Source organism: Mesorhizobium sp. BR1-1-3 (assembly GCF_020165455.1).
In the GTDB taxonomy this organism is placed as follows: Bacteria; Pseudomonadota; Alphaproteobacteria; order Rhizobiales; family Rhizobiaceae; genus Mesorhizobium; species Mesorhizobium ciceri.
Genome location: NZ_JAIUIC010000002.1, coordinates 76,490 through 96,512 on the forward strand (window position 1 = coordinate 76,490; position 20,023 = coordinate 96,512).

Genomic DNA, 20,023 nt, shown 5'->3' on the forward strand with positions numbered 1-20,023 from the left:
GGCGTCACACGCCTGTCATGGGACGAGCTTATTCGCTGAAGAACCGGCCTGCGGCCAGCGACCTGCGTTTTTAGGATGGCTCGACGCCGAGGTCGGTCCGCTCCTGCCTACCTGGCTGCCGTTGCCGGTCGGAGGGCGGGAGAGGAATGACCTCCTGCTCACTGCGCCCGGCAGCTTCGCCGAGTTTGTATGCCGCATATAAGGCGCCGATTCTGACTAGCCAACGGATCATCGCGATCTCCTTTGGCGCCAGAACACAGCGGCTTTCGATATGTTCCACATGCTGGAAGCGCCACCCTCCGCATCGTGCAGAATGGCGAGTGCTACAGACCATCGCGGCATGCCGACGTTTGGCATGTCTATCGGTGTCGATGCTCTCATCAACGCCTCGGCAATCTTTATCATTTCATCTCGGCCATCGTAATCTGTGCGCCGCGGCAAGGTGCTTGCAGCGGATGAAGGCCGCTCGATCATGTGGCGGCCGCTACGGGACGCCGTCCTAAACGTGAAGCCAGGCTCAAACGAACCTCCTCGGTTTTATGAACCAAAGCTCTGCCGTCGTCGCTGTCATGCAACGAGATGGTCAGAAAACGAGTGATCGAACCAAGCATCAGCCGGACGTGCTGGCAGGCGAACACTCTTCCGCTGCCTCGTCGGTTACCCTTCCCGTCCCGGTGGAGCGTCACTGGCCTTGTCGTTGCCTTGTAAGCTGGGGCACTCGCGCGGCCTCGTTGTCCCTCGCTGCGAGACTGTCGTCAGACGCTTGGTATATCTGTCGAACAATTCCACCTTTTCTGGATAGGTAAGGCGGTGTAAACGCTGGCAACCTTCGCACCGATAGTGGGCGGCAGCGATGAACCAACGCCCCGGTTTGATGAAAGCCGTTCCGCATGCCGGACATTCGAGCGTCATCTCAATCGAAGACAGTGTCTGGGGGAGCGGCATCAGGTCCCGTGGCTCAAACCGCCGCCGCCAGAAGCAGCGTTATACCCACGACCGTCGACCCACAGATCGTCGCTAGAAGCACAATCGGCCGCGGATACTCGGTGGGTGCTGCGAGGCTGGTGAGGTCGGAACCTCGAAATCTCACGGCGCTGGGCGACTGGACGTGGGCAGCGGTAGACTTGTCATTGCACGCTAGCACAGAAAGACGCTGGCGATATCGGCGGCGATGAGAGGATCGTCCGCCACCAACTTCGACCAGTCCGAAACAGTGCCGATTTCGTGATGCAACATCGTTCCCTCCCAGGTGATCGCACAACTGCGAGATCTGACCTTTGTTCCTTTGATTTTTGCGAGGGGGGAAGTCGCGCCCGCTGCCTCGATGGACGGCGGGTCACATGCGACTGATCGCTATTTCCGGGGCTCCGGGAACTTGATTATCGTCGCGCTGTCTTCCGGCTCCAGCGGCTCGTGGCCAGGCCGTTCGTGCCACATGACTTGCCGCAAATCGGTCTGATCGACTTTCTGGCCGCAAGATGGACACGCGTAGAAGCGGTCCTTTTCGCGAATGCAATTACCCCCGTTGCGGGGGATGCGAGGTCCAAGGTCAGACAGTTTTGTCATGGCGACGAAAATCACCGCCGGAGGAAAAAGTTCCCGCCATTTCAGCAAAAACCAACGGAACACTCTTTGGCGCCCGAGGTTCGATGAGCTGAAAGCATCGTGACTGCATGGACGCTTCCGCCAGCCCATCGACAGCCTCTATGGCACGATCCACGATGCCATCTCCACTACGATCCTGGTTTGACCGGATGATGCTCGCGGCCGCAGGTTCCTCGACGATTGGATCGCGAGCCATCTGCCGTTTCCAGAACCGGCTCCCCCCATGGCTGCCAGCGACCTTGCGGACCAGCCGCCGGTGATGCCGGTACCAAGCCTGACGAGGTCAATGAAGAAGTCAGGAGCGTATCGGAAGTAATGTTCAAACGATGCATACAGCAACGACGCCTCACCGGCTTGACCGGTTTCTTGGCTCGCCCCTTTAGGTGGGCTGTGGGTCAAGTGGATTGCTAATACGAGGCTCAAGGACCTTTATCGTTATGCTTGTCTCTGCCGGCTGCGCCACATTCTATTGGTGGTGGAGAGACTGCTATGCCCTTCACGGCGGGCTAGCGATGGAGCGCCTTCGAAGGTGAAAGCAATTCCCGCGTCCTCAAACGCCTGACGCATGGCCGCGATCTTGTGGGGACGCGGATTTCGAATACCGTTCTCAAAATCTCTGATCGTCATTTCGCTAACGCTCGCTTTTGCGGCAAGCCGTACTCGCGGCCAGTTCAGCAGGGCGCGTGCTGCTCTCGATTGAGCTGGTGAAAGTTGGGTTCGGCTGTCCATAGGATTTGAACATTCGATACGTCTAAAATGTTCCTTCGATCTATCGACGATCGAAAGATCGAGCAATTCCCGCGCGGGGGACGGTCGTCACGAGCGATGTCTCAGCGATGCATGCGTCAGGCAATAGGCCGGCACTGGGACGAGGGGGGCAAGCAGTGGGCGCCTGAAGCGAGCGCTGAGGGTTGGCGGGCGTCCGCCCGCTATCGCAACCAACCCTGTTGCGGCTCGTTGACCTATGCTGGTTGGTCCCAGCACACTCCAGAACCTGCCCGCCACCACTTCGCGGTGGCCGGCTTTTCGTTAATCAGCGGAACCTGATATGCCACGGCAGGTTGGAATAGCGGCAGCGTCCCCCGCTGCCGGTCGAGGTCCCCAAGCCTCGCCCGGGTCCGCCTCTACCCGCAAGTGGGGGCGGACCCACTAAATATGTTGCGGATCCAGGCAACCTGGTTTGTTGCTGATGACGGGCCTTCGCGCTGGCGCTGCTACACACCTCATTGCAAGCACTCTACCGTGTCTGGGCCCGACCAAAGCCCGACATGGAATCGCAAAGGTCTGACCTATGAAACAAGGAAGCCTTTTCCACATTTGGAATGTGACCGTCGATCATCGTCCCTTCATCGTCGGTTGGTTGTTTACCCGCCACGGCTCGCTTGGCGTGGCGGGTACTCATTCATGGAGAGTGTATGCAGCCTGGTGAGATCATCGCGAACGTGTTTGCAGCGGGGTTGGTCAGTGTCCTGGTAGCAGTCGTTTTTCTGATTTTCGGGAACCCGCTCTGGCCTGAACGACACGTCCGGATGGTCATCATCCCGCCTGTCCATCGAATGACAACCACCGCTATCAAAAATGCCTGGCCAGACCTGCCGGACAAAATTGATTTGAACGTTTCGCGCCCGAGGCCGGCCACCGATGAGCGGATCTGAAGCGTCCTTCGAAGCGCACTGACCTGGAGCGCTATGGCGCGCGCCCTGTGCTAGGGTGGCCGGTCAGCTTTCCGGTCTAGACTGAAGTGCATTGTGGATATGTGTTGCTGCGGTGGCGGCATGGCCAAACGCAACGGCAATTTGATTGAGGCCCTCAGCCACGTCTCCAATGGCATAGAGACCCGCAGTCGACGTTTCGAGGTGTCGGCTGACCAGAACATATCCTTGCGCGTCACACTCTGCACCGAGTGCGACGGCAAGTTCAGAGCGCACATCAGACCCCATTGCGGGGTACACCACATCCAATTCCCGCATTGGCGCACCGTCGGCCATGACAACGCCGAACCCGGTTGCCCGAGCAACAAGATCCTCGACGGTGTCCCAGATTTCGATGCCGCCTGCCGAGGCCATGCCGCGGGCGGCATCCGAAATATCCTCCGGATAGTTGGCGAGCAAGGTAACCTGACCGCTGTACTCCTTCAAAAACAGGGCTTCCTTGAGCGCCAGATGCTCTGGGCCGACGACGCCGATGCGCTTGCCCACGGCCTCATAGGCGTCGCAGACCGGACACAGTCGGACAGTGCCGGCCGCGACGGCCTCCTCCAGCCCTTCTATTGCCGGGGCCTTGTCCACGATCCCGGTTGCAAGAACCACGCGCCTTGCTCGGATGGTCCCGAAGGTGGTCGTCAGCACAAAGGTCCCGTCGCGCTTCTTGGCGCCCGCTACACGACCGTCCACTACGCCTGCACCGTATCTCTGTGCCTGGGCTTTGAGACGGCCGAGCAACTCTGACCCGCCTACGCCGTCCGGGAAGCCAGGACAGTTATGCGATTTTGGAATGAGCTTGGCTCGTGCGTCGCCAGCGTCGACCACGATCACCGAATGCAGGAATCTGGCCAGATACATGCCTGCCGCAAGTCCTGCGGGGCCGCCGCCGACAATAGCCACGTCGAATTCATGACCGGGGGAAGAAATTGGCATTTCGCCCAACATTGCAAACAGGATCTTGTTCCCTGCTTTGGCAGAGGGGATGAGCGACGGTCAGGCCTCCAAACGTGATTTACGCGGCAACTCGTCGAGGTCCCTTTCACCGGGCGATGGCGCGCGCCTCGATCTGATTTGCGCAGTCTTCGCCATCAAGCGATTCCAGCTTCTGCAAATCAGGCTTCAATTCGAGGTGCCCGAAAATGCCGACATGGCATTTCACAGGCCAACTTGTTAGACCTGCGACCGTGCGCATTTTCCAAGCCGACGCGATTCGAATCGGATCGACCTGCCGGGAAAACCCACCTGATAGCCCCGTCCTTCCGATCCGGAGGGCGCAATGCCGATCGTCTGAAGGGCCGCTCAAATTTACTGACCCAGTCGAGGTGCAGACTATCATAGTTGATTGTTGCTGCCGGTGACCTCGCGTAATCAAAGGCTCACGAGGCTTTCCAACAGAGGACGGTATGTTGTATCCAGGTCGATTTTTGGAACCGAGCGATATTGTGATGCTTGCCCGTGTTTGTGCGACGGTCTGCGAACAGCGCGGCGTACCTGTTGCTTCGTGGGCCGGAGAACGGACAGCTGCGCACGTACTCAGGCTGTTTCTGAACGGCTTGACTGGGGAGAATGAGCTGATCGATGCTGAGAAGAACTGGGCTCGCGGGAGTGATCTGGCTTTCGAGGGGGCTCCTGTCAGCTACGAAAACAAAAGAGAGGCCGCGTGATTCAAGCTTCCTGAGAATCGAATGTAGCCAAGAAAACTGCTCGCCCACGGGTCAGGCACCAGAGGCACCTCCCTGCATATCGGGGGTGTTGCTGTGGCACTTCAGGTGAGAAAAAGATCTCCGCACGCCGCCCGATCCGTGGTGTCCGGGCGATTTTCCAGGTGGACTCGACATGAGGCAAGCGCATCCTTTTTGATCCCGGCTCGGCCTTCCTGGTTTGGGGCTGAAGCGTCGGATTGGTCAGAGCACATCGATGTCTGTCAAAGTCCGAAGACCGCTTCGTAAAATCCGTTTCTAAACGCTGCCGATCCGCTCCTGGCCCAACGCCGCCGGACCGCTTTGGCCCAGCAATGAGCGAAGCAACAAAAGGGGCGGTTTGGCCGTTCTCATTAGTCGCACTGGCGGGCCGGGGCATTCGAAGACATGACTACGCCGCAAATTTTGTCGTTTGCCGTAACCTTCGTGATGATGGCAGCGTTCGTGTGGGGTCGCTATCGATATGATCTGGTCGCGGCTGTGGCACTGTTGCTTGCTGTCGCGGTTGGCATTGTGCCTTTTGACGAAGCCTTCAGCGGGTTCAGCGACGATATCGTGATTATTGTCGGCAGTGCTCTGCTGGTGAGCGCAGGGATAGCACGCTCGGGTATCATGGAGGCAGCGATCAAGCGCTTTGCTCCGAAATTATCGGGAGTTCGGTCGCAACTGGCGCTGCTGGTGATCGTGGTCACGATCCTCTCTGCCTTTGTAAAGAATATCGGGGCGCTCGCTATCATGATTCCGATCGCCTTCCAGTTCGCGCGCCGGTCTAACATTTCACCCTCGATATTCCTGATGCCCATGGCATTCGGGTCACTGCTCGGCGGACTAATGACGCAGGTGGGAACATCACCCAACATCGTAGTGTCCCGAGTGCGAGAGGAGCTGATCGGAACCGCCTTCACAATGTTCGACTTCACACCTGTTGGAGCTGCCATAGCCGCTGCCGGAACGATCTTCCTGCTGTTTTTCTATTGGTTGTTGCCGGTGCGCGAAAAGCATGGCGGGTCACTGAATGAAGCCCTCGACATCAAGAATTACCTTACAGAGGCTCGAATTGTCGCCGACTCCACGGTGCTCGGGAAAACCGTCGCAGACCTCATGAAGCTCGCCGGGGGCGATGCAATCGTGACGTCGATCCTGCGCAATCGCACGATGCGGATGACGCCACTGCCCGACGTGGTCCTCAAGGTGGATGACATCCTGTTGCTCGAGGGCGACCCAGAAGCGCTGGATCGCCTTGTCTCCCAGGGCAGGCTCAGCGTGACCGGGGATAGGGGCGGTGGTGACGACACCACCAACGAGATGGTCGCTATCGAAGCCGTAATCGGTGAAAGCTCCTCTTTGATCGGCTGGACCGCCCAGCGCCTTGCCCTTTACGATCGCTTCAACGTCAACCTCCTGGCCGTCAGCCGTCGTGGGGAGCGCCTCGACCGCAGGCTGGCCGCAGTCGAGCTGAGGCTCGGGGACGTTGTCGTCTTGCGGGGCAGTGCAGCGAGGATGCCCGAGATACTTCGTGAACTCGGCTGCTTACCGCTGGCAGAAAGGGCTATCCTTCTTGGTAGCGTCCGCAAGGGTATCGTGCCGGTAGTGGTCCTTGCTCTCGCCATGGTGGCGACGGCGTTTGGGCTGCTGCCAGTGTCCGTCGCTTTTTTCGCGGCCGCGGTCGCGATTGTGCTTTTCAAGGTCATTCCGCTCCGCGATGTTTACCAATCGCTCGATGGGCCTATCCTCGTCATGCTCGCCGTTCTCATTCCAGTGAGCGATTCACTACGCAGTACAGGAGCTACGGGAGTAGTTGCCGGCGAGCTTGCTAGACTGGGGACCCTCCTTCCGGCGTCCGGCGCACTGACGCTCATCCTTGTCGCCGCCATGGCCGTTACGCCATTCCTCAACAATGCCGCCACCGTCCTTGTCATGGCGCCTATCGCCGCCGAATTTGCTAGTGATCTGGGCTACAGGCCCGAACCGTTCTTGATGGCTGTCGCCATTGGCGCCGGCTGTGATTTTCTCACCCCGATCGGACACCAGTGCAACACGCTTGTCATGGGGCCGGGTGGCTACCGCTTCAGCGACTATCCGCGTCTGGGACTGCCCCTGTCTTTCCTCGTAGTCATTGTTGCTGTGCCGATGCTTATGATCGTCTGGCCAATGAACTGACATCCGATATTCGGATGTCTTCTTGGAAATCCCACACGACACCACATTCGTGAATGAGGTCGCCGCGCAAGCCTGACGCGGGCTGGCCAACCTGCGGTCAGTGTCGCCAGCAGTTCCCCTCTCGTCCCGCCCGCGGCAACAGAAACTGTGTTCCGGCCGCTCTATCGGGGCAAAGGGAAAGCCAGCAAACAAACCTTAGGCCATGGACTATACACCGCAGCGAGATTGTCAGGGGCTTGGCGGAGTATTGACGTCGTTTCTCACCTAGGAAAAGCCGGTTCACCTTCGTGATGACGACAGGCCGATAACGCTTTCTTCGAGAATACGAGGCCCTTTCGGGCTGCGATCAGCATCACAAGTCGTGTGTTGCTCAGCGGCAGGGCCCTGGTGAACTGCAAGTCGTCGCGACGACCATTCGACCTTGGTGCTACCTGAGATACCAGCGTTGCACATCGCGCAGGAAGGACGAGGGCGGCTGTTAGCCGCCCAGTCATTTCATCTCACACGTTGCGACGACCTCTGGCGCTTTCCAGGTCATCACCTGTGTAGACTTCATCCGTTGGATCGAAGCCGGTCCAACCGCCTGCTTCGTATTCGGTTCGCCGATGGGCTATGTCGACGGAATTATATTGCTTCAGTATCTGTTCCGCGTCGGGGACAAGGTCGTCTTCGACCCTGGCTATAACCATTGTTCCCCCGCGCCGAACGCCTTCGGCATAAACATGTGCGTCGCTTTCCGGCACACCGGACTCTGTCATCGCGCCGATGATGCCGCCAGCTGCGCCACCGACCACGGCACCGCCGACAGCGCCGACCGCAGTCGCTGCCAGCCAGCCCGCGGCAACCACGGGGCCGAGACCAGGTATGGCCATCAGGCCAAGGCCGGTGAGCAGGCCGCCGGCCCCGCCGACTACGGCGCCGACACCAGCCCCTGCTGCCGCATCCTCGCCAGCCTCCGACGCTTCGCCCGTAAGCCGGCCGCCCGAATTACCCGCCACGATGCTAATATCGTCGTGCGGAACGCCCGTGGCTTCAAGCTCGCCCACAGCGTCGCTTGCTTGATCATAATTGTCGAAGAGGCCTGTTACGGTTTTCATCTGATTTGTCCTTGGTTGGAGATCAATTCTTGCCGGCAACGACGTTGCCTTGAAAGTCGAGGGCGATGGGTGCTGCTTTGCCGTCCTTGCTCGCCGTTCCACGCCAGATGCCCTTGTCATCCTTCGTCAGGGCGGAGACGTCCGAGTAGCCCGCCTTCTCGATGGCGTTCTTGGCCTGGTCCTCGGTGAAGCTGTTGGCGCCAGGCACCGGGGCCACAGAATTTGTGGCGGCCGCATCGGACGCGGCTGGCGCGGAACTGTCGGGGGCAGGAGCGGCAGCCGCGACCTTGCCAACCATCTCCTGATGCATCTTGAGTGTCGGCAACGTCTCGCTTGCAAACGACTTGAGAGCGGAATTGTCGCCGTCCCTGGCGTAGCTTTCAAACATGCTTACAGCATCGGCATGCGCCGTCTTCTGCATGTCGGCATAGGTTGCATCGACTGGCGCCGCAGCTGACTGCAACTTGTCGACGTCGCTCTTGTGGGCAGCGTCGAGGTCGGCGGGCACCTGCAATTTCTGTTCGCCGGCAATACTCTCGAGTTTGGCGTTCGCAGCACCGTGGTCGGAGATCATCTTCTGCGCGAAATCCTTAAGGGTCGGATCCTGGAGCTTGCTTTGAGCGACCTTGCTGGACTGCACTTCGAACATCCCGCCGATCGCGGCCTTCGTGACGAAGTCCTGGGCCGTCTCTGCTGACAAGGCAGGCAGTACAGCGGTCATTGCGGTCGCGATCGACAGCGATGCCATGCGTAGTTTGGTTCTCATGCTTAGGTTCCTTGGTTGAGGAGGACGATGAACTCCAATCTCCCGGCGCCATCTTTGTTCCGGGCCTTGATAAATGTCGGATATTTTCGGGGCGCCATTCCCGCCGTCACGAGCTGGGCGGAGTGACACCGATCCCAGATTGTCCAGGAACCCCAGACCGATCGAAGAGTTGCCATTGCTCGCAGAGGGGACCTGATGGCGGAAAACCAACGGTGAGTTTGGTATGCTTGCCGGCAAAGAGCCTGAAGCAGACGGGACGGCCGACCAGAAGATCACCACACGGCGGAAAGATGTCAGTAGCGCAACAGATTGCGCTTACCCAGGCATCCCGGCGGCGTCAGCAGGTCGACATGCGTGACCTTCGCCAAGTAAAATGCCGGCCAAGGCTCGTTTCTGAGGGTTAGCTTATGAAAGCCCGCCGCCCCATTTGCGAAGCGGCGGGCTTCATCCGCCCCAACTTGTCAAAGCAACTTTGATGCCAAACCTTTTTGGCTCTTTATAGGACAATGGCCCCTCCGACAGCGATCAAACAGACATCCAAAATGCCAGCAGCAGGGCGCATAAGGACGAGACGAGGGCAGCGGTGGCAAAAAACACGCCCTGCCAATCTGGCGGTGGCTCGGATATCAACTTGTCGGGGGGCGGCTGATTGTCATTCATGAAAGCAATTTGCGACGCCAAGTGTAGTTCCCCCTGATCCTTCAGGTTGTCGGCGGAAATGCTCGTCGCCTACCGAAGGCCAAAAAAACTCAAAATCGCCAAGACGACGACCACCGCACCAACGAGCCAAATGAGATTGTTCATGATCTCTCTCCTGTTGCTTTCGAAAGTTCGCGCCTGGCAGCCCCGATCGTTTGGGACGCTTCTTCTTCGAGTTTTACAAGCTTCTCCCTGATCTCGTCCGGCTCGGCATGCTCCAATCCGACAACGTCGTTCCTGGTTTCCTTCAGTGAAACGATGATCTCGTCGAGTTTTGCGTGAATGGCGGCGGTATCGCGATAGCCTTGTAAAAGGACAACACCGGTGATCACGATGGCGGCAACCGACAGGGCATAGGTGACCGCATTTGTCAGTCCAAAAGGCACCAGGGCGGTGCACAAAACCATTGCCATGAGCATGACATAGAAGCCTGGCGGCCGAGATAGGAAGTCGGAGGCCGCGAAAAGGAACCGATTCATATGCTGGCCAAGGTCATCAAGGCGACCAGTGCGGTAATCGCCACACAAACAGGCACGGCCGCCAGCAGGCCTGCCTCTAAGATCCGACTCTCCTTGTCGCGCAACATCAGGTCACCTACTGCAGGTTAAAGATACGGGTTCGGCGTCGGAAGGGACGTTTGCCCGCCGATCCACCACATGCCAGCCAAGAACGAGTGCCATCACGAGAAAGGGAACAGCCGCGAATAACCAGCGTGCTTGGTCCACACTTTATCCATCTGCATTCTTCCAAATTCGAGAGACAACAGCCGCGGAAGCCAAGCGTTCCAGCCGCTGCCGCTGACAGGACCAATGCGGTTTCCAGAACCAGACTTAGGTCCCAAGGGGACTAGACCTAAGTACCTAGGGCGGAACGTTTAGGGCGGCTCCATGTTCAACTTGCCGGGCGGCGCGGGACGATGATCGTGTTGCGCCCGTCCCTACAGGAGTGCAGATATGAACATGCTTCTAAAGAACACCGCAGCAGCGATGTTGCTATTGGCTGGGATCGGCTCAGCCGCCGCGGACGACATCATCATCCAGCCGGAACAGGACACCGTCATCCGCGAATATGTGAAGAAGCAGCCCCTGGCGTCGGTCAAGCTCCCCGGCGTGGAACTGAATGTCGGGACAGCCCTGCCGGAAACGGTTGAGATCCATGAGGTCCCCAACGTCAAATATCGCTACGTTGTGGTCGACAACCGCACGGTGCTGGTGGACCCGGGCACCCGAAAAATCATCAAGGTTTACGACTGAACGAACCATCCAACCCCGCCGCCATCGCCTGGCGGCGGGGTCGAAGCTTACAAATCTCCACAATCCGGTGACGAGCCTTGAGTCCCGACATCGCAACCTTCCAAAGGTCCGGCTTTATGGATGATGGTCGCCGCCAGGCAGAGTTTTCCGCTCAACAAGCCAGTCCAGGAGCTCAAGGACTTTCAGGGCAAGATCTGTGCACGAGTAATACGCTTTATGGCGCTCCTGCCTCCGGGTGACCAGACCAGATTCTCGCATCATGCCGAGATGCTGGGAGAGTGCTGAGTTGCTAAGCCCCAATCGCGGCGCCAGATCAGAAACGGACATTTCTCCGTCAGCAAGAATCATTAGAGCGAGAAGGCGCTTTTCATTAGCCATGGCAGCGAGCAGCTCGGCGGATGGCGCATAAATGCTGGGCTTTTCGGGATTCATGATGTTCCCCTCGCTCACGCGTCGAGCGCGCCTTGCGCCGGCCTCCTTGACGGCAGCGGCGGGCGCCCCAATGAGGATGTGCCGGGATCGTCGCGTGCCCGGCGCGCTAGAACTATTAGCGTGGTGTATGTTCCATCAGAAGGGCGTCGCTGTCTCACGGCCAGCCTCGGCGGCTAAGCGCCTTAGCTCCTGGATCGGCCTTTCTTCGAAGCCTGGGGACCCTTGGCTTCGGCAGCAAGGCGTTGTTCTCGAAGTCGCGCAGTTTTCAAATAACGCGCCTCTCTCTCGGCCGCGTTAGCAACTTTTGCCTCGCGGTCTGCGCGCTCCAATCGGTCTTTGTCGACGCTTCGCTGGGACACTTTTGCCTCCTACCAGAAGACCGTTGAATTTACTGTTCGCTAAATTGTTCCCGTCAATCGGCGACTGCCTTCCTGACGCATGCCGACCCAGCCGCCGTCCGCAGCACCGATGGCCACGACGATCTCGTCGGCAGCCGGGCCGTCTGCGATCTGAAAATTGGCGGTGATGAAGTGTGAGCGGCGACCGTTCTCACTCTTGTGCATCATCGGAAGCGACAGCAGCGCGCCAGGCGCGCTGCGTGTGTTGCAGAATTCGAGATAGGTCGTGCCGCCCACGAGGTGAAGGAAATTGCTTCTCGCCTCGCGGATAATGGCGTCATTAACATGGGCTAATGCGAGAGACCCTCCGAGAGGGTATTGGAGAGCTTAGCGAAAGGGCTGAACGATGACGATAGTCGAACTGGCTTTCGATTTGCTTGCGAAGAAGCTCGCCGCCCGCACCGGCATTTCCAGCGAAGAAGCTAGTGACCTCGTCGCCACTATGGGAGCTGATTGGTCGTCACTCGTGCGAGCAGCAAGGGTAATGAAAAAATACTCCGGTGTTGCCTGACCCGCTCGGCCTGGAAGGACTTCCTCCTCGCATGAGGGCACAAACGACCAGCTTGATGGGACGAATCGTCAGGCCATAACGGAGGCCGCGTGGCACGCGCATTTCCCAGAACGCACTCGATCACCTGCCAAGAAAACATGGCGGTGCGGGTCGCCCCAAACTCCCGAGACAACGCCCGACCGCTGCCGAATGTTTCGTGGCCCGGCCCGACGGAGGTTCTCACTTCAGTGGCCTAACGATGCTTCTTGCGACTTGCGTCTTGATGCAAGATGCCGCTCTCTCAGTTCCTGTTTTCAATCGGAATGACGCTCCACGCCCGCATGAGGAACTGCCGTCATCAGACCAGGTCGTTTTGTCGTTGCCGCCCAAACAGGACGGTCACCCCCAAGACCGATACGAATATTACCTGGTCAAGGTAGTTGCTATGTGGGCCCGCGCCACGGCGGTCAGCGTGGGCCCGTACGCTGCGCTGACCGGTGCTCACTATCGCCTGCGAGCCACGATCGTAGATCAGCGCTTGGCGTTGTCACTCTCCGAGTCGGCCCGCGCGAGGAACTGCTCGGCTGTCGCTGGAATATGGCTTTTCAACCAGTCCGCCATCGCAACTTCCTCACGCAGATTCTCTTCGCAGAGCTGGGCGACCTCTGCTTCGCCTAGCGATTTGGCGGCGGCGATCAGGATTGTGTAGGAGGCGATTTCCATGTGCTCGAACGTGTAGCTTGCAAGCGATCCCTTCATCACTTCGTCCCCGGCGAACACCCCACTGAGCGACTGCGCCATTGCCGTCAGCTTGCCGCCGGCATCCTTCAGTGTGGAAGATCCTTGTCCGATGCGGTCAAGACAGGTTTCCAGCCGAGCAGCCTGCTGTCTGGTCTCCTGGATGTGCTGGCGAATCCGCTCGCTGAGCTCAGGATAGTTCTCTATCCGGTTCAGTTGCCCATTCAACATGGTTTCGGCCTGCTCCTCCATGGCGTGAGCATCCCTGAGCCATTGGACAAGCCATTCGCGTGATTCTGACATTTCATACCTCCTTCATGGGTCGGCCAGAACTTTCAAAGGGAGATATTGTTCCTCATCGGTTGAGCTGCCGAGTCAGCCTGTATTGCAGGCTCCTGGAGGTAGGCGCTGCAAGCGGGCGCTTGGCACCAGGAGAGAGTGGCGGGCGACGGGCATGGTCGCGGTGTCCGCGTTGGCAAAACGCATTCCTGCAGAAATGACGAAGCTGCTGCCTGCCGCGGGTTCCGTGATGGATGATCTCAATGAAGCGTTTCGCGTCGGCTCGCATTCCAATACCCGCACCGCGACGTGTCAGGCTGTGTCTTGCCCGAGCGCCTTGGCCGTTGCTATTCGTCTTGCGAAATCAGCCCATTGCCGGTGCGCCCCAGCGAGGCCTCCAGGTTCAACAACGGAGATCATATCACGATGGAACGTCACGGCGTTTCGCAGGTTGGTATTGGGGTTTTCGCGCTAGGGAAAGAGCCATGACTTCTTCAGACAAGTCTTCAACTAACATATCACACCGCCCCGAGAAATCGAGCGGCAGGACCCCGTCAAAGCCGGCGACACCTTCACCGGCCCCAGAGAAAATATCCGGAGCAGGCCCTGCGGTCGCCGAGCATTCGAAAGACGCCAAGGCGCCCAGAGGCGGGCGTCAACCTGGGGCGTATGTCAAGGATTAGATGGCCGAGCTGGGTGCGTTTGTCTGGCCAACAGGAAGCGACGAGGAGGTTTTTATGCAGATGATGGGAGTTGTCGTCAGCCGAGACCAGGCTCCGGTCGTGGAATTTCGGGGCGAGGGAGGCGAGTGTATTACAGTTACCCTGCAGGCCGGGCATACTCTTCCCGACGATGAACTCATTGCAAAGGCCAGGGCCATGATGGTTCAGGTCGCTCAGTTCGGGACGGACCAGATCAACAATGCGGCGATGTCTGACGGGTCGTCGGCCGATGGGGTGATACAATCCGGAATGTCGGGATAGATAGCTTCGCTCGATGCAGGCCTGCTGCAAGGCCACGAGTCGGCAGCGGACGTGCAGTCATCAGCCAGAAGATGGCGAGAGCGGTACGCAGGCAAGGCACGCAGATCGCACCCTCCAGAGCAGAGACACCGGTGATCATCGAAAAGCCGAGCGTGAGCGTTGGGGCTATCAAAGCTATGGAACAAAGCTGGCGCGCACTGGTTGGGTCCAAATTCAACGCTGTGGGGAGGGGATATGTCGCGTATCTTCAATCTTGGTTTGCCGGTCCTGCTTGGCGCTGCAACGTTCACGCTCAATGTTGCTTCGGACCCGCTGCCGCCGGATCTGACGTATCGTCCATTGCCAAGCTTGCCTTTTTCTGCGGTCAAGGAAACTGACGAGGCGCAAAAGCCGGCTGTGACACAACGGCAACGCGGCCTGCTCGAGAGCCGTTACGATCTGGCCGACCGGCCGATGCCCGGCGTCATGATGTCGGGCGGGCGCAAGGCTGTACAAGAAGGCTCGCGAGTGAAACTGCCGGCAGGCGAAACCTGGAGCAGCCTGGCAGCGAAAACCCCTCAGGAAATTCGTGATCGTGGTCTGTTGCCGCAAGGCTTCCTACCGTTGCCGCACGTCAAGCAGGCCGCCGGAGGTCAGGTCTTTCCTGAAAGTGAGATTAGAGAGATCGGCGCTGATGAAGGACGCGATCTGCGCCGCTTCGACGTCGATTTCGATCTACCGGATCACCTTACCCCGGAGTTTCCACCTCCAATATTTCTGACCACGCACCCGGAGCTTGGAGATGTGTCGCGAGGGGATCTGCTGACGATACGCAACTTCTACGAATACATGAACGGCATCATCACGCCCGTGCAGATGGAAGGACTTCGTCTGCTGCTGACGCCATTTCCGCAGGAGGAATTCAACCAGACCGAGGACAGGAAGGTAGCGATGCAAAGCACGGGTGTCGCTTGCCTCGATTGCCATTCCAATTTCCACACCAACGGGGCGTTTCACCTCACCCCGGACGTGCGGCCGCAAGCCGAGCGCTTCCGGCTCGACACAACCAGCCTGCGCGGCTTGTTCAACCAGCAGATCCACGGATCCAAGCGCTCGCTGCGTTCCGTGGAAGACTTTACGGAGTTCGAACAGCGCACCGCCTATTTCAACGGCGATCACGTGAGCGCCACCCGCAAGGGCGTGAACCTGCCGGATCGGCCCAACCAGGTCGCGATGATGGCGCAGATGCAGAACATCATCGATTTTCCTCCGGCACCCAAGCTCGATCCATTTGGACGACTTGACCCGGCTACCGCCAGTGCGCTGGAGATCAAGGGCGAGCAGGTGTTCATGGGAAAGGGCCGCTGCGGCGAATGTCATGTTCCAGCCCAGTCCTTCATGGACAACAATATGCACGACCTGAAGCTCGAGCGATTCTACAAAGTTGGTCAGACGTTCAACGACCAGGTTGCCATTCCAGATGGACCGATCAAGACCTTCACGTTGCGCGGGATCAAGGATTCTCCGCCCTATCTTCATGACGGCCGTCTGATGACGCTGGGCGATACCGTTGAGTTCTTCAACCTGGTGCTCGGAACGAAGCTCGACCAATCGGAAAAGGAAGCATTGGTGGCCTATTTGCTCACGCTCTAGACATCATCCGGGAAAAACCGTGGCCGACAATTAACTTGGTATTGAATGGAGGACAGTTCATGCGTGCCGCCATAATGACAGTAGTCCTGGCAGTGTCGCCCTGCTGTGCGCTGGCGCAAATCGGCAATCCAGCCGGTCTTGCCCCCGATACCAGTATGGAGAAGCCTGGAATTCCAGCACCGCACCAGACGAATTATCAGGATCGGCTTTTCGTACAGCTAATTACGGCAGGCGGCAGGGCCGAGATAGAGTTCGGGCGACTCGCGGCTGGAAAGACAAGCCACGAAGACCTCCGTGAATTTGCAAATCGGATGGTCGATGATCACGACAAGGCCAATGAGCAGCTGAAATCCGTGGCCGATAAAAGCAAGATTCCACTTCCCGAAGGGCTCGACCCAGATCACAAGAAAATCCGTTCCGATCTCGAAAAGCTCGACGGCGCCGCGTTTGAGCTGGCGTACCTGAGGGCGCAGATCGTCGATCACCAAAGGACGGCGCAGCTCCTGGCTTGGGAGATAGGCTCGGGCGAGGATGCAGCGCTTCAGCGCTTCGCCTCCGAAAAGCTGCCGACGGTGCTTGAACATCTTGACCTGGCCCGCACGTTGCACGCGAAGCTGGCAGGCCAAGCCCTGTTCGCGCCGGATACGCAAAAGGCCAAATGAAGCGGCGGTCATGTGGCACCTGAAAGTTCAGCTGCCTTCCGTGAATGTCAGCGCACGCGCGTCTGCTTGTCTGATTGAGAAAGTGACGCCATGGCGGAACTTCGGATCGCCGCCGCGCTTAATCCGGTGGAGGAGTTATCCGATGAACGCGACCAAAGAGTTTTTTGAAAGCTGGCTGCAGGAGAATGTCGGCACTCTTGCCGGCCAAGAGGAAGTGAGCTTCGCCGTGCTGGCCCAGCAATTCGAGCAGGATGCCGAAGCGGCCGGTTATGGTCGCGAGGTGCGTGAGGACGAGCTCGGAAACATTGAAGATGCGATCGAGCAAGCGCTCAAGAAAGCGCGAACTGGCGTGCATGGTGACGCCGCTGGCGAACCCAGCGATGTGGCAGCCCTCATGGATGCGCTGGAGGTCGAAGATGCCAAAAGCGGGCCGTAGGCCATACCAGATCAGCTCTTTTCGTTTGTCGAAGTTGCCGGGGTAGCCCCATGGAGCAGTTTCGCAAGGACATGGCCGCCTTGGCAGAGCCGGCTTTCTGGGTGACGATAGGTTTGCTTCTGGTCCCTTATGCGCTTGGAACGGTGCTGCTCGTTTGGACCTGCGGCTGCCTGTAAGGTGCTACTGACACACCCCGGTGGTGGTTCAACGGCCCTAACGCCCTACAACACCCAGCTAATGCGCTCGCGGGGGGATCCTGCGCCGCAGCAAAGTCCGAACGATCTCGTCGCCAGGAAGTTCATCGTCGACACCAAGCTCCTTTGCTGCCGGTAATCGCACCGCCGCGGCTGACAGCGTTTGGGAGAGGTCCGCCGTGTGCAGGCGCCGACGCTATCTGCGCTCTCAAAGTTCCAGCTAGGGCCCCCTGTCACGGTTCCCCGATCACGCGCCTGAAGCGCGTTTCCTTGCATCGAAAATAGCCCAGCAGCTTGCGCGTTGCCTTGGAACACTTGGGTCATATCGAAGTTCGGCCCGCATAGGAGAACCGAGATGGCCATCCCACAAGCGGACAACGACAACCACCTGCGCAAGAAGCCGGCTCATCGAGGCAAAATCTCGCCCAAGGGGGCGATACACCAGGTTAGAGCACGACCCAGGTACAAAATGGCTCTGCGGGCGACAAGAATTAAGGCGAGGCGCTGAGATGCCGCGGACCAATAATGACGCTCGCAACGAGAAGACCACATCAGCTGCAGCAATCATTGTCGACAAGGAACGTGCTGAGCGCGCCGCCAAGACGGCGCGGTTGAAGGAAGCGCGCCTCGCACAGGCCATCACGCCGTCTCCCATAGAACGCAAGCAGCGTGTCACCAAAAAGGTTCGCAGGATTTTTGTTGCTGGCTAGGAGGTGTCCGTGACGCGCAATCATGACAAGGAAAGATACGACCGCGCCAAACGCATCAGCCAAGAGACGCTGGACGCTGAACGCGCACAACGCGCCGAGAAGACGGCGCGGCTGAGACAAGCAAGGCTTGCACAGCGTCCGGTGGAGTCGTCGCCGGCGCAGCCGCAAACTCGCCGCAAACCCATCCAGGCTCTCAAAAAGAGAAGCCGTAAGGTGATCGAAGTCTTTTAGGCTCTCCACATCCGTGCGGAACACTGGGAGAGTCCAGCGGCGAGCGCGGCTGGGAGGGAGGGCTTCCGCGACCTGATCCAGCAAGGCTGCGAAATACCTGGCGAGCAATCGCGGGGACTTTGGATCTCCGCCTCCTCGCCATTATCAGAGCTGGGAGCGAAACCTGCTCGCAAAGTAGTCGGTGACCTTTTCGCTTAGCGGACGCGCTTGCCATTCTTCCAGACTGACCTGCCTTGATCGCTTCAGGTCCTCGTTGAAAACGTCTATTTGCGTCCGCGCGAATTCCAAGCCGTAGACGTTCAGACTGGCCTCATCGTTGAGGCGCAAGGATCGCTCATCCAGATTAGCCGAGCCAAAGCTCACCCAGGCATCGTCGACGATCAAAAGCTTGGGATGGTACATTGTGGGTTGAAACTCAAAGATGCGCACACCGGCCTTGAGCAATTCGCCCCAGAAAAAGCGCGAGCCCTTTCGCACCACAGGCACATCCGTGAGCCAATTGGGAACGATGACATCGACCGAGACGCCTCGCTTCCTTGCATCAAGAATCTGCTGCAGCGCGATGTCGTCCGGCACGAAGTAGGCCATGCCGATGCGCAGATGATCCTTGGCCGCGGCTATTGCCGCCAACATCATCAACTCCATGTTCTCCGAGCCGTTTGGCTGCGAAGAAAGTATCAACTGCGCATCGAGACCGCCAGCGGCCGCAACTGCAGGGTAGAACTTCCCGCCCTGCAATGTCTCGCCGGTCGTCTCAAGCCAGTTTTCGGCGAACGCCGCCTGGAATGCGGGCACGGCTGGTCCTTCGATCCGGTAATGCGTGTCGCGCCATTCATTTGAGTTGCGTGCGTTCCCGCGCCAATCATCGGCAATGCCGACCCCGCCAGTGAAAGCGATCCGGCCATCAACGATCAGCAGCTTGCGATGAGTTCGGTTGTTTACACGGTCCAACGTATACCAGCGTAGCGGCCGATAGCGTTCGAACCGCACACCTGCCGTCGTCATGATGCGGATCAGGTCCTCGTCGAAGGGAAGGCTGCCAACCCAGTCGACGTTCACGCGGACTTCCACGCCTTCGCGGGCCTTCGTCGCCAATGCGATCGCGAACTCGTAGCCGATGGCTCCTGACCAATAAATATACGTTTCCATGTTGACGCTGGATCGAGCCGCCCCGATTGCTTGCAGCATTGAGGGAAATATTTCGTCTCCGTTGACGAGAGTTTGGACCGCGTTGGAACCGAACATCTGCCCTTGCGAATAGCTGCTCATCGTCTTGGGAAATTGGGGATCCGTAGCGTCGAACCGGTGGGGGACGATAGATCGTAGAACGCGCGGCTGTGGAGTGAGGTTTATGATCAACACCGTGAGCAGGCTGCCGATGGCGGCAATGGCCAGATAGATGAGCACCTTTCGCCAAGGCGCAATGCGGGAGGTCTTCTTGCGGGCGCCTGACGCAACGGAACCGAAAGGCTGCACGTCAATCGCCCTGTTGCTGGCGATGGCGATGTTTTTCGATCTCCTCAGGCTCTTCATCGTCGATCCGGGTGATGTTTGAAGCCGCGTGATCTGACCGCAGGATCTCGTCCAGCTTGGCGTGGATCGCTTGAGTGTCGCGGTGCTCCGCGCGCTGGATGAACAGCGTCATCGCCCACGTGAACAATGTTGCGGCTCCATGCCAATCCAAGCTCTGTCGCTCGAAAATCATCCAAAGAATTGCGTAGGCCAACAAGACCAGGAACGCAGCGGGACGGGAAGTCAGTGTGCCGATTGTGGTAAGGGCGCTGGTGATCGGATGATTTGCCATTCCAGAGAACTCGCGGCAGTCCCCCCTGGTTCCGGCGAGACATCATACCGC

Annotated in this window: 21 protein-coding genes and 1 pseudogene; 10 read left to right on the forward strand and 12 right to left on the reverse strand. The window is 58.7% G+C overall.

What is annotated here, in order from left to right; genetic code table 11:
- Positions 1–1,549 precede the first annotated feature (1,549 nt).
- Positions 1,550–1,801, reverse strand: coding sequence for a hypothetical protein (locus LB559_RS04720; protein WP_024504642.1), 252 nt, complete (start codon positions 1,799–1,801; stop codon positions 1,550–1,552).
- A gap of 239 nt (positions 1,802–2,040) precedes the next feature.
- Positions 2,041–2,334, reverse strand: coding sequence for a multiprotein-bridging factor 1 family protein (locus LB559_RS04725; RefSeq protein WP_224673634.1), 294 nt, complete (start codon positions 2,332–2,334; stop codon positions 2,041–2,043).
- A 686-nt stretch (positions 2,335–3,020) separates the two neighbouring features.
- Between LB559_RS04725 and LB559_RS04730 the strand changes: the two genes are divergently transcribed.
- Positions 3,021–3,260 (forward strand): hypothetical protein, encoded by a 240-nt coding sequence (locus LB559_RS04730; RefSeq protein ID WP_024504641.1) that lies wholly within the window; start codon positions 3,021–3,023, stop codon positions 3,258–3,260.
- Positions 3,261–3,323: 63 nt separating this feature from the next.
- Here the strand turns inward: LB559_RS04730 and LB559_RS04735 are convergent, their stop codons facing one another.
- Together LB559_RS04735 and LB559_RS04740 are read right to left on the reverse strand one after the other, a co-directional pair.
- Positions 3,324–4,253 carry an NAD(P)/FAD-dependent oxidoreductase gene (locus LB559_RS04735; RefSeq protein WP_224673150.1) on the reverse strand — a complete coding sequence of 310 codons (930 nt, stop codon included), beginning with the start codon at positions 4,251–4,253 and terminating at the stop codon, positions 3,324–3,326.
- Positions 4,254–4,347: 94 nt separating this feature from the next.
- Complete coding sequence (locus LB559_RS04740; RefSeq protein ID WP_164760674.1) at positions 4,348–4,500, reverse strand: hypothetical protein; 153 nt, start codon at positions 4,498–4,500, stop codon at positions 4,348–4,350.
- 895 nt (positions 4,501–5,395) lie between these two features.
- Between LB559_RS04740 and LB559_RS04745 the strand changes: the two genes are divergently transcribed.
- Complete coding sequence (locus LB559_RS04745) at positions 5,396–7,168, forward strand: SLC13 family permease (RefSeq protein WP_024504640.1); 1,773 nt, start codon at positions 5,396–5,398, stop codon at positions 7,166–7,168.
- A gap of 500 nt (positions 7,169–7,668) precedes the next feature.
- On the opposite strand, the gene LB559_RS04750 is transcribed toward LB559_RS04745, so the two are convergent.
- The 3 genes from LB559_RS04750 to LB559_RS04760 form a co-directional block, all read right to left on the reverse strand.
- Positions 7,669–8,265 (reverse strand): hypothetical protein, encoded by a 597-nt coding sequence (locus LB559_RS04750; protein ID WP_013525101.1) that lies wholly within the window; start codon positions 8,263–8,265, stop codon positions 7,669–7,671.
- Positions 8,266–8,287: 22 nt separating this feature from the next.
- Positions 8,288–9,031 carry a DUF4142 domain-containing protein gene (locus tag LB559_RS04755; RefSeq protein WP_024504639.1) on the reverse strand — a complete coding sequence of 248 codons (744 nt, stop codon included), beginning with the start codon at positions 9,029–9,031 and terminating at the stop codon, positions 8,288–8,290.
- An 800-nt stretch (positions 9,032–9,831) separates the two neighbouring features.
- Positions 9,832–10,209 (reverse strand): low affinity iron permease family protein, encoded by a 378-nt coding sequence (locus LB559_RS04760; RefSeq protein ID WP_024504638.1) that lies wholly within the window; start codon positions 10,207–10,209, stop codon positions 9,832–9,834.
- 474 nt (positions 10,210–10,683) lie between these two features.
- Between LB559_RS04760 and LB559_RS04765 the strand changes: the two genes are divergently transcribed.
- Complete coding sequence (locus tag LB559_RS04765) at positions 10,684–10,983, forward strand: DUF1236 domain-containing protein (protein ID WP_013525105.1); 300 nt, start codon at positions 10,684–10,686, stop codon at positions 10,981–10,983.
- Between the two features lie 114 nt (positions 10,984–11,097).
- Here the strand turns inward: LB559_RS04765 and LB559_RS04770 are convergent, their stop codons facing one another.
- Both LB559_RS04770 and LB559_RS04775 read right to left on the reverse strand, forming a co-directional pair.
- The gene (locus tag LB559_RS04770; protein WP_050580505.1) at positions 11,098–11,415 is read right to left on the reverse strand and encodes an ArsR/SmtB family transcription factor; all 318 of its coding nucleotides are present in this window, start codon (positions 11,413–11,415) and stop codon (positions 11,098–11,100) included.
- A gap of 398 nt (positions 11,416–11,813) precedes the next feature.
- Positions 11,814–12,062 (reverse strand): annotated as a pseudogene (locus LB559_RS04775) (amino acid synthesis family protein); the annotation flags it as partial.
- A 97-nt stretch (positions 12,063–12,159) separates the two neighbouring features.
- Between LB559_RS04775 and LB559_RS04780 the strand changes: the two are divergent.
- Complete coding sequence (locus LB559_RS04780) at positions 12,160–12,324, forward strand: hypothetical protein (RefSeq protein ID WP_164752019.1); 165 nt, start codon at positions 12,160–12,162, stop codon at positions 12,322–12,324.
- Between the two features lie 510 nt (positions 12,325–12,834).
- Here the strand turns inward: LB559_RS04780 and LB559_RS04785 are convergent.
- Positions 12,835–13,344, reverse strand: coding sequence for a ferritin-like domain-containing protein (locus tag LB559_RS04785; protein ID WP_024504634.1), 510 nt, complete (start codon positions 13,342–13,344; stop codon positions 12,835–12,837).
- A gap of 659 nt (positions 13,345–14,003) precedes the next feature.
- On the opposite strand from LB559_RS04785, the gene LB559_RS04790 reads away from it, so the two are divergent.
- The 6 genes from LB559_RS04790 (at position 14,004) to LB559_RS04815 (ending at position 18,168) form a co-directional block, all read left to right on the forward strand.
- Positions 14,004–14,303: a hypothetical protein gene (locus LB559_RS04790; protein ID WP_024504632.1), complete on the forward strand. Its 300-nt coding sequence runs from the start codon at positions 14,004–14,006 to the stop codon at positions 14,301–14,303.
- 234 nt (positions 14,304–14,537) lie between these two features.
- Positions 14,538–15,935 carry a cytochrome b6 gene (locus LB559_RS04795; RefSeq protein ID WP_013525109.1) on the forward strand — a complete coding sequence of 466 codons (1,398 nt, stop codon included), beginning with the start codon at positions 14,538–14,540 and terminating at the stop codon, positions 15,933–15,935.
- Between the two features lie 59 nt (positions 15,936–15,994).
- Entirely contained in the window at positions 15,995–16,597 is a 603-nt protein-coding gene (locus LB559_RS04800) for a DUF4142 domain-containing protein (protein ID WP_224673151.1), read from the forward strand.
- Between the two features lie 142 nt (positions 16,598–16,739).
- Entirely contained in the window at positions 16,740–17,033 is a 294-nt protein-coding gene (locus LB559_RS04805; protein ID WP_013525111.1) for a DUF768 domain-containing protein, read from the forward strand.
- Between the two features lie 703 nt (positions 17,034–17,736).
- Positions 17,737–17,937, forward strand: coding sequence for a hypothetical protein (locus LB559_RS04810; protein WP_013525113.1), 201 nt, complete (start codon positions 17,737–17,739; stop codon positions 17,935–17,937).
- Positions 17,938–17,946: 9 nt separating this feature from the next.
- Positions 17,947–18,168, forward strand: a complete 222-nt coding sequence (locus LB559_RS04815) for a hypothetical protein (protein WP_013525114.1) — start codon at positions 17,947–17,949, stop codon at positions 18,166–18,168.
- Between the two features lie 144 nt (positions 18,169–18,312).
- On the opposite strand, the gene LB559_RS04820 is transcribed toward LB559_RS04815, so the two are convergent.
- Together LB559_RS04820 and LB559_RS04825 are read right to left on the reverse strand one after the other, a co-directional pair.
- Positions 18,313–19,701, reverse strand: a complete 1,389-nt coding sequence (locus LB559_RS04820) for a phospholipase D-like domain-containing protein (protein ID WP_224673152.1) — start codon at positions 19,699–19,701, stop codon at positions 18,313–18,315.
- Complete coding sequence (locus tag LB559_RS04825) at positions 19,646–19,972, reverse strand: low affinity iron permease family protein (protein WP_027161870.1); 327 nt, start codon at positions 19,970–19,972, stop codon at positions 19,646–19,648. The genes LB559_RS04820 and LB559_RS04825 overlap by 56 nt, the downstream gene beginning before the upstream one ends.
- Between the last annotated feature and the right edge of the window lie 51 nt (positions 19,973–20,023).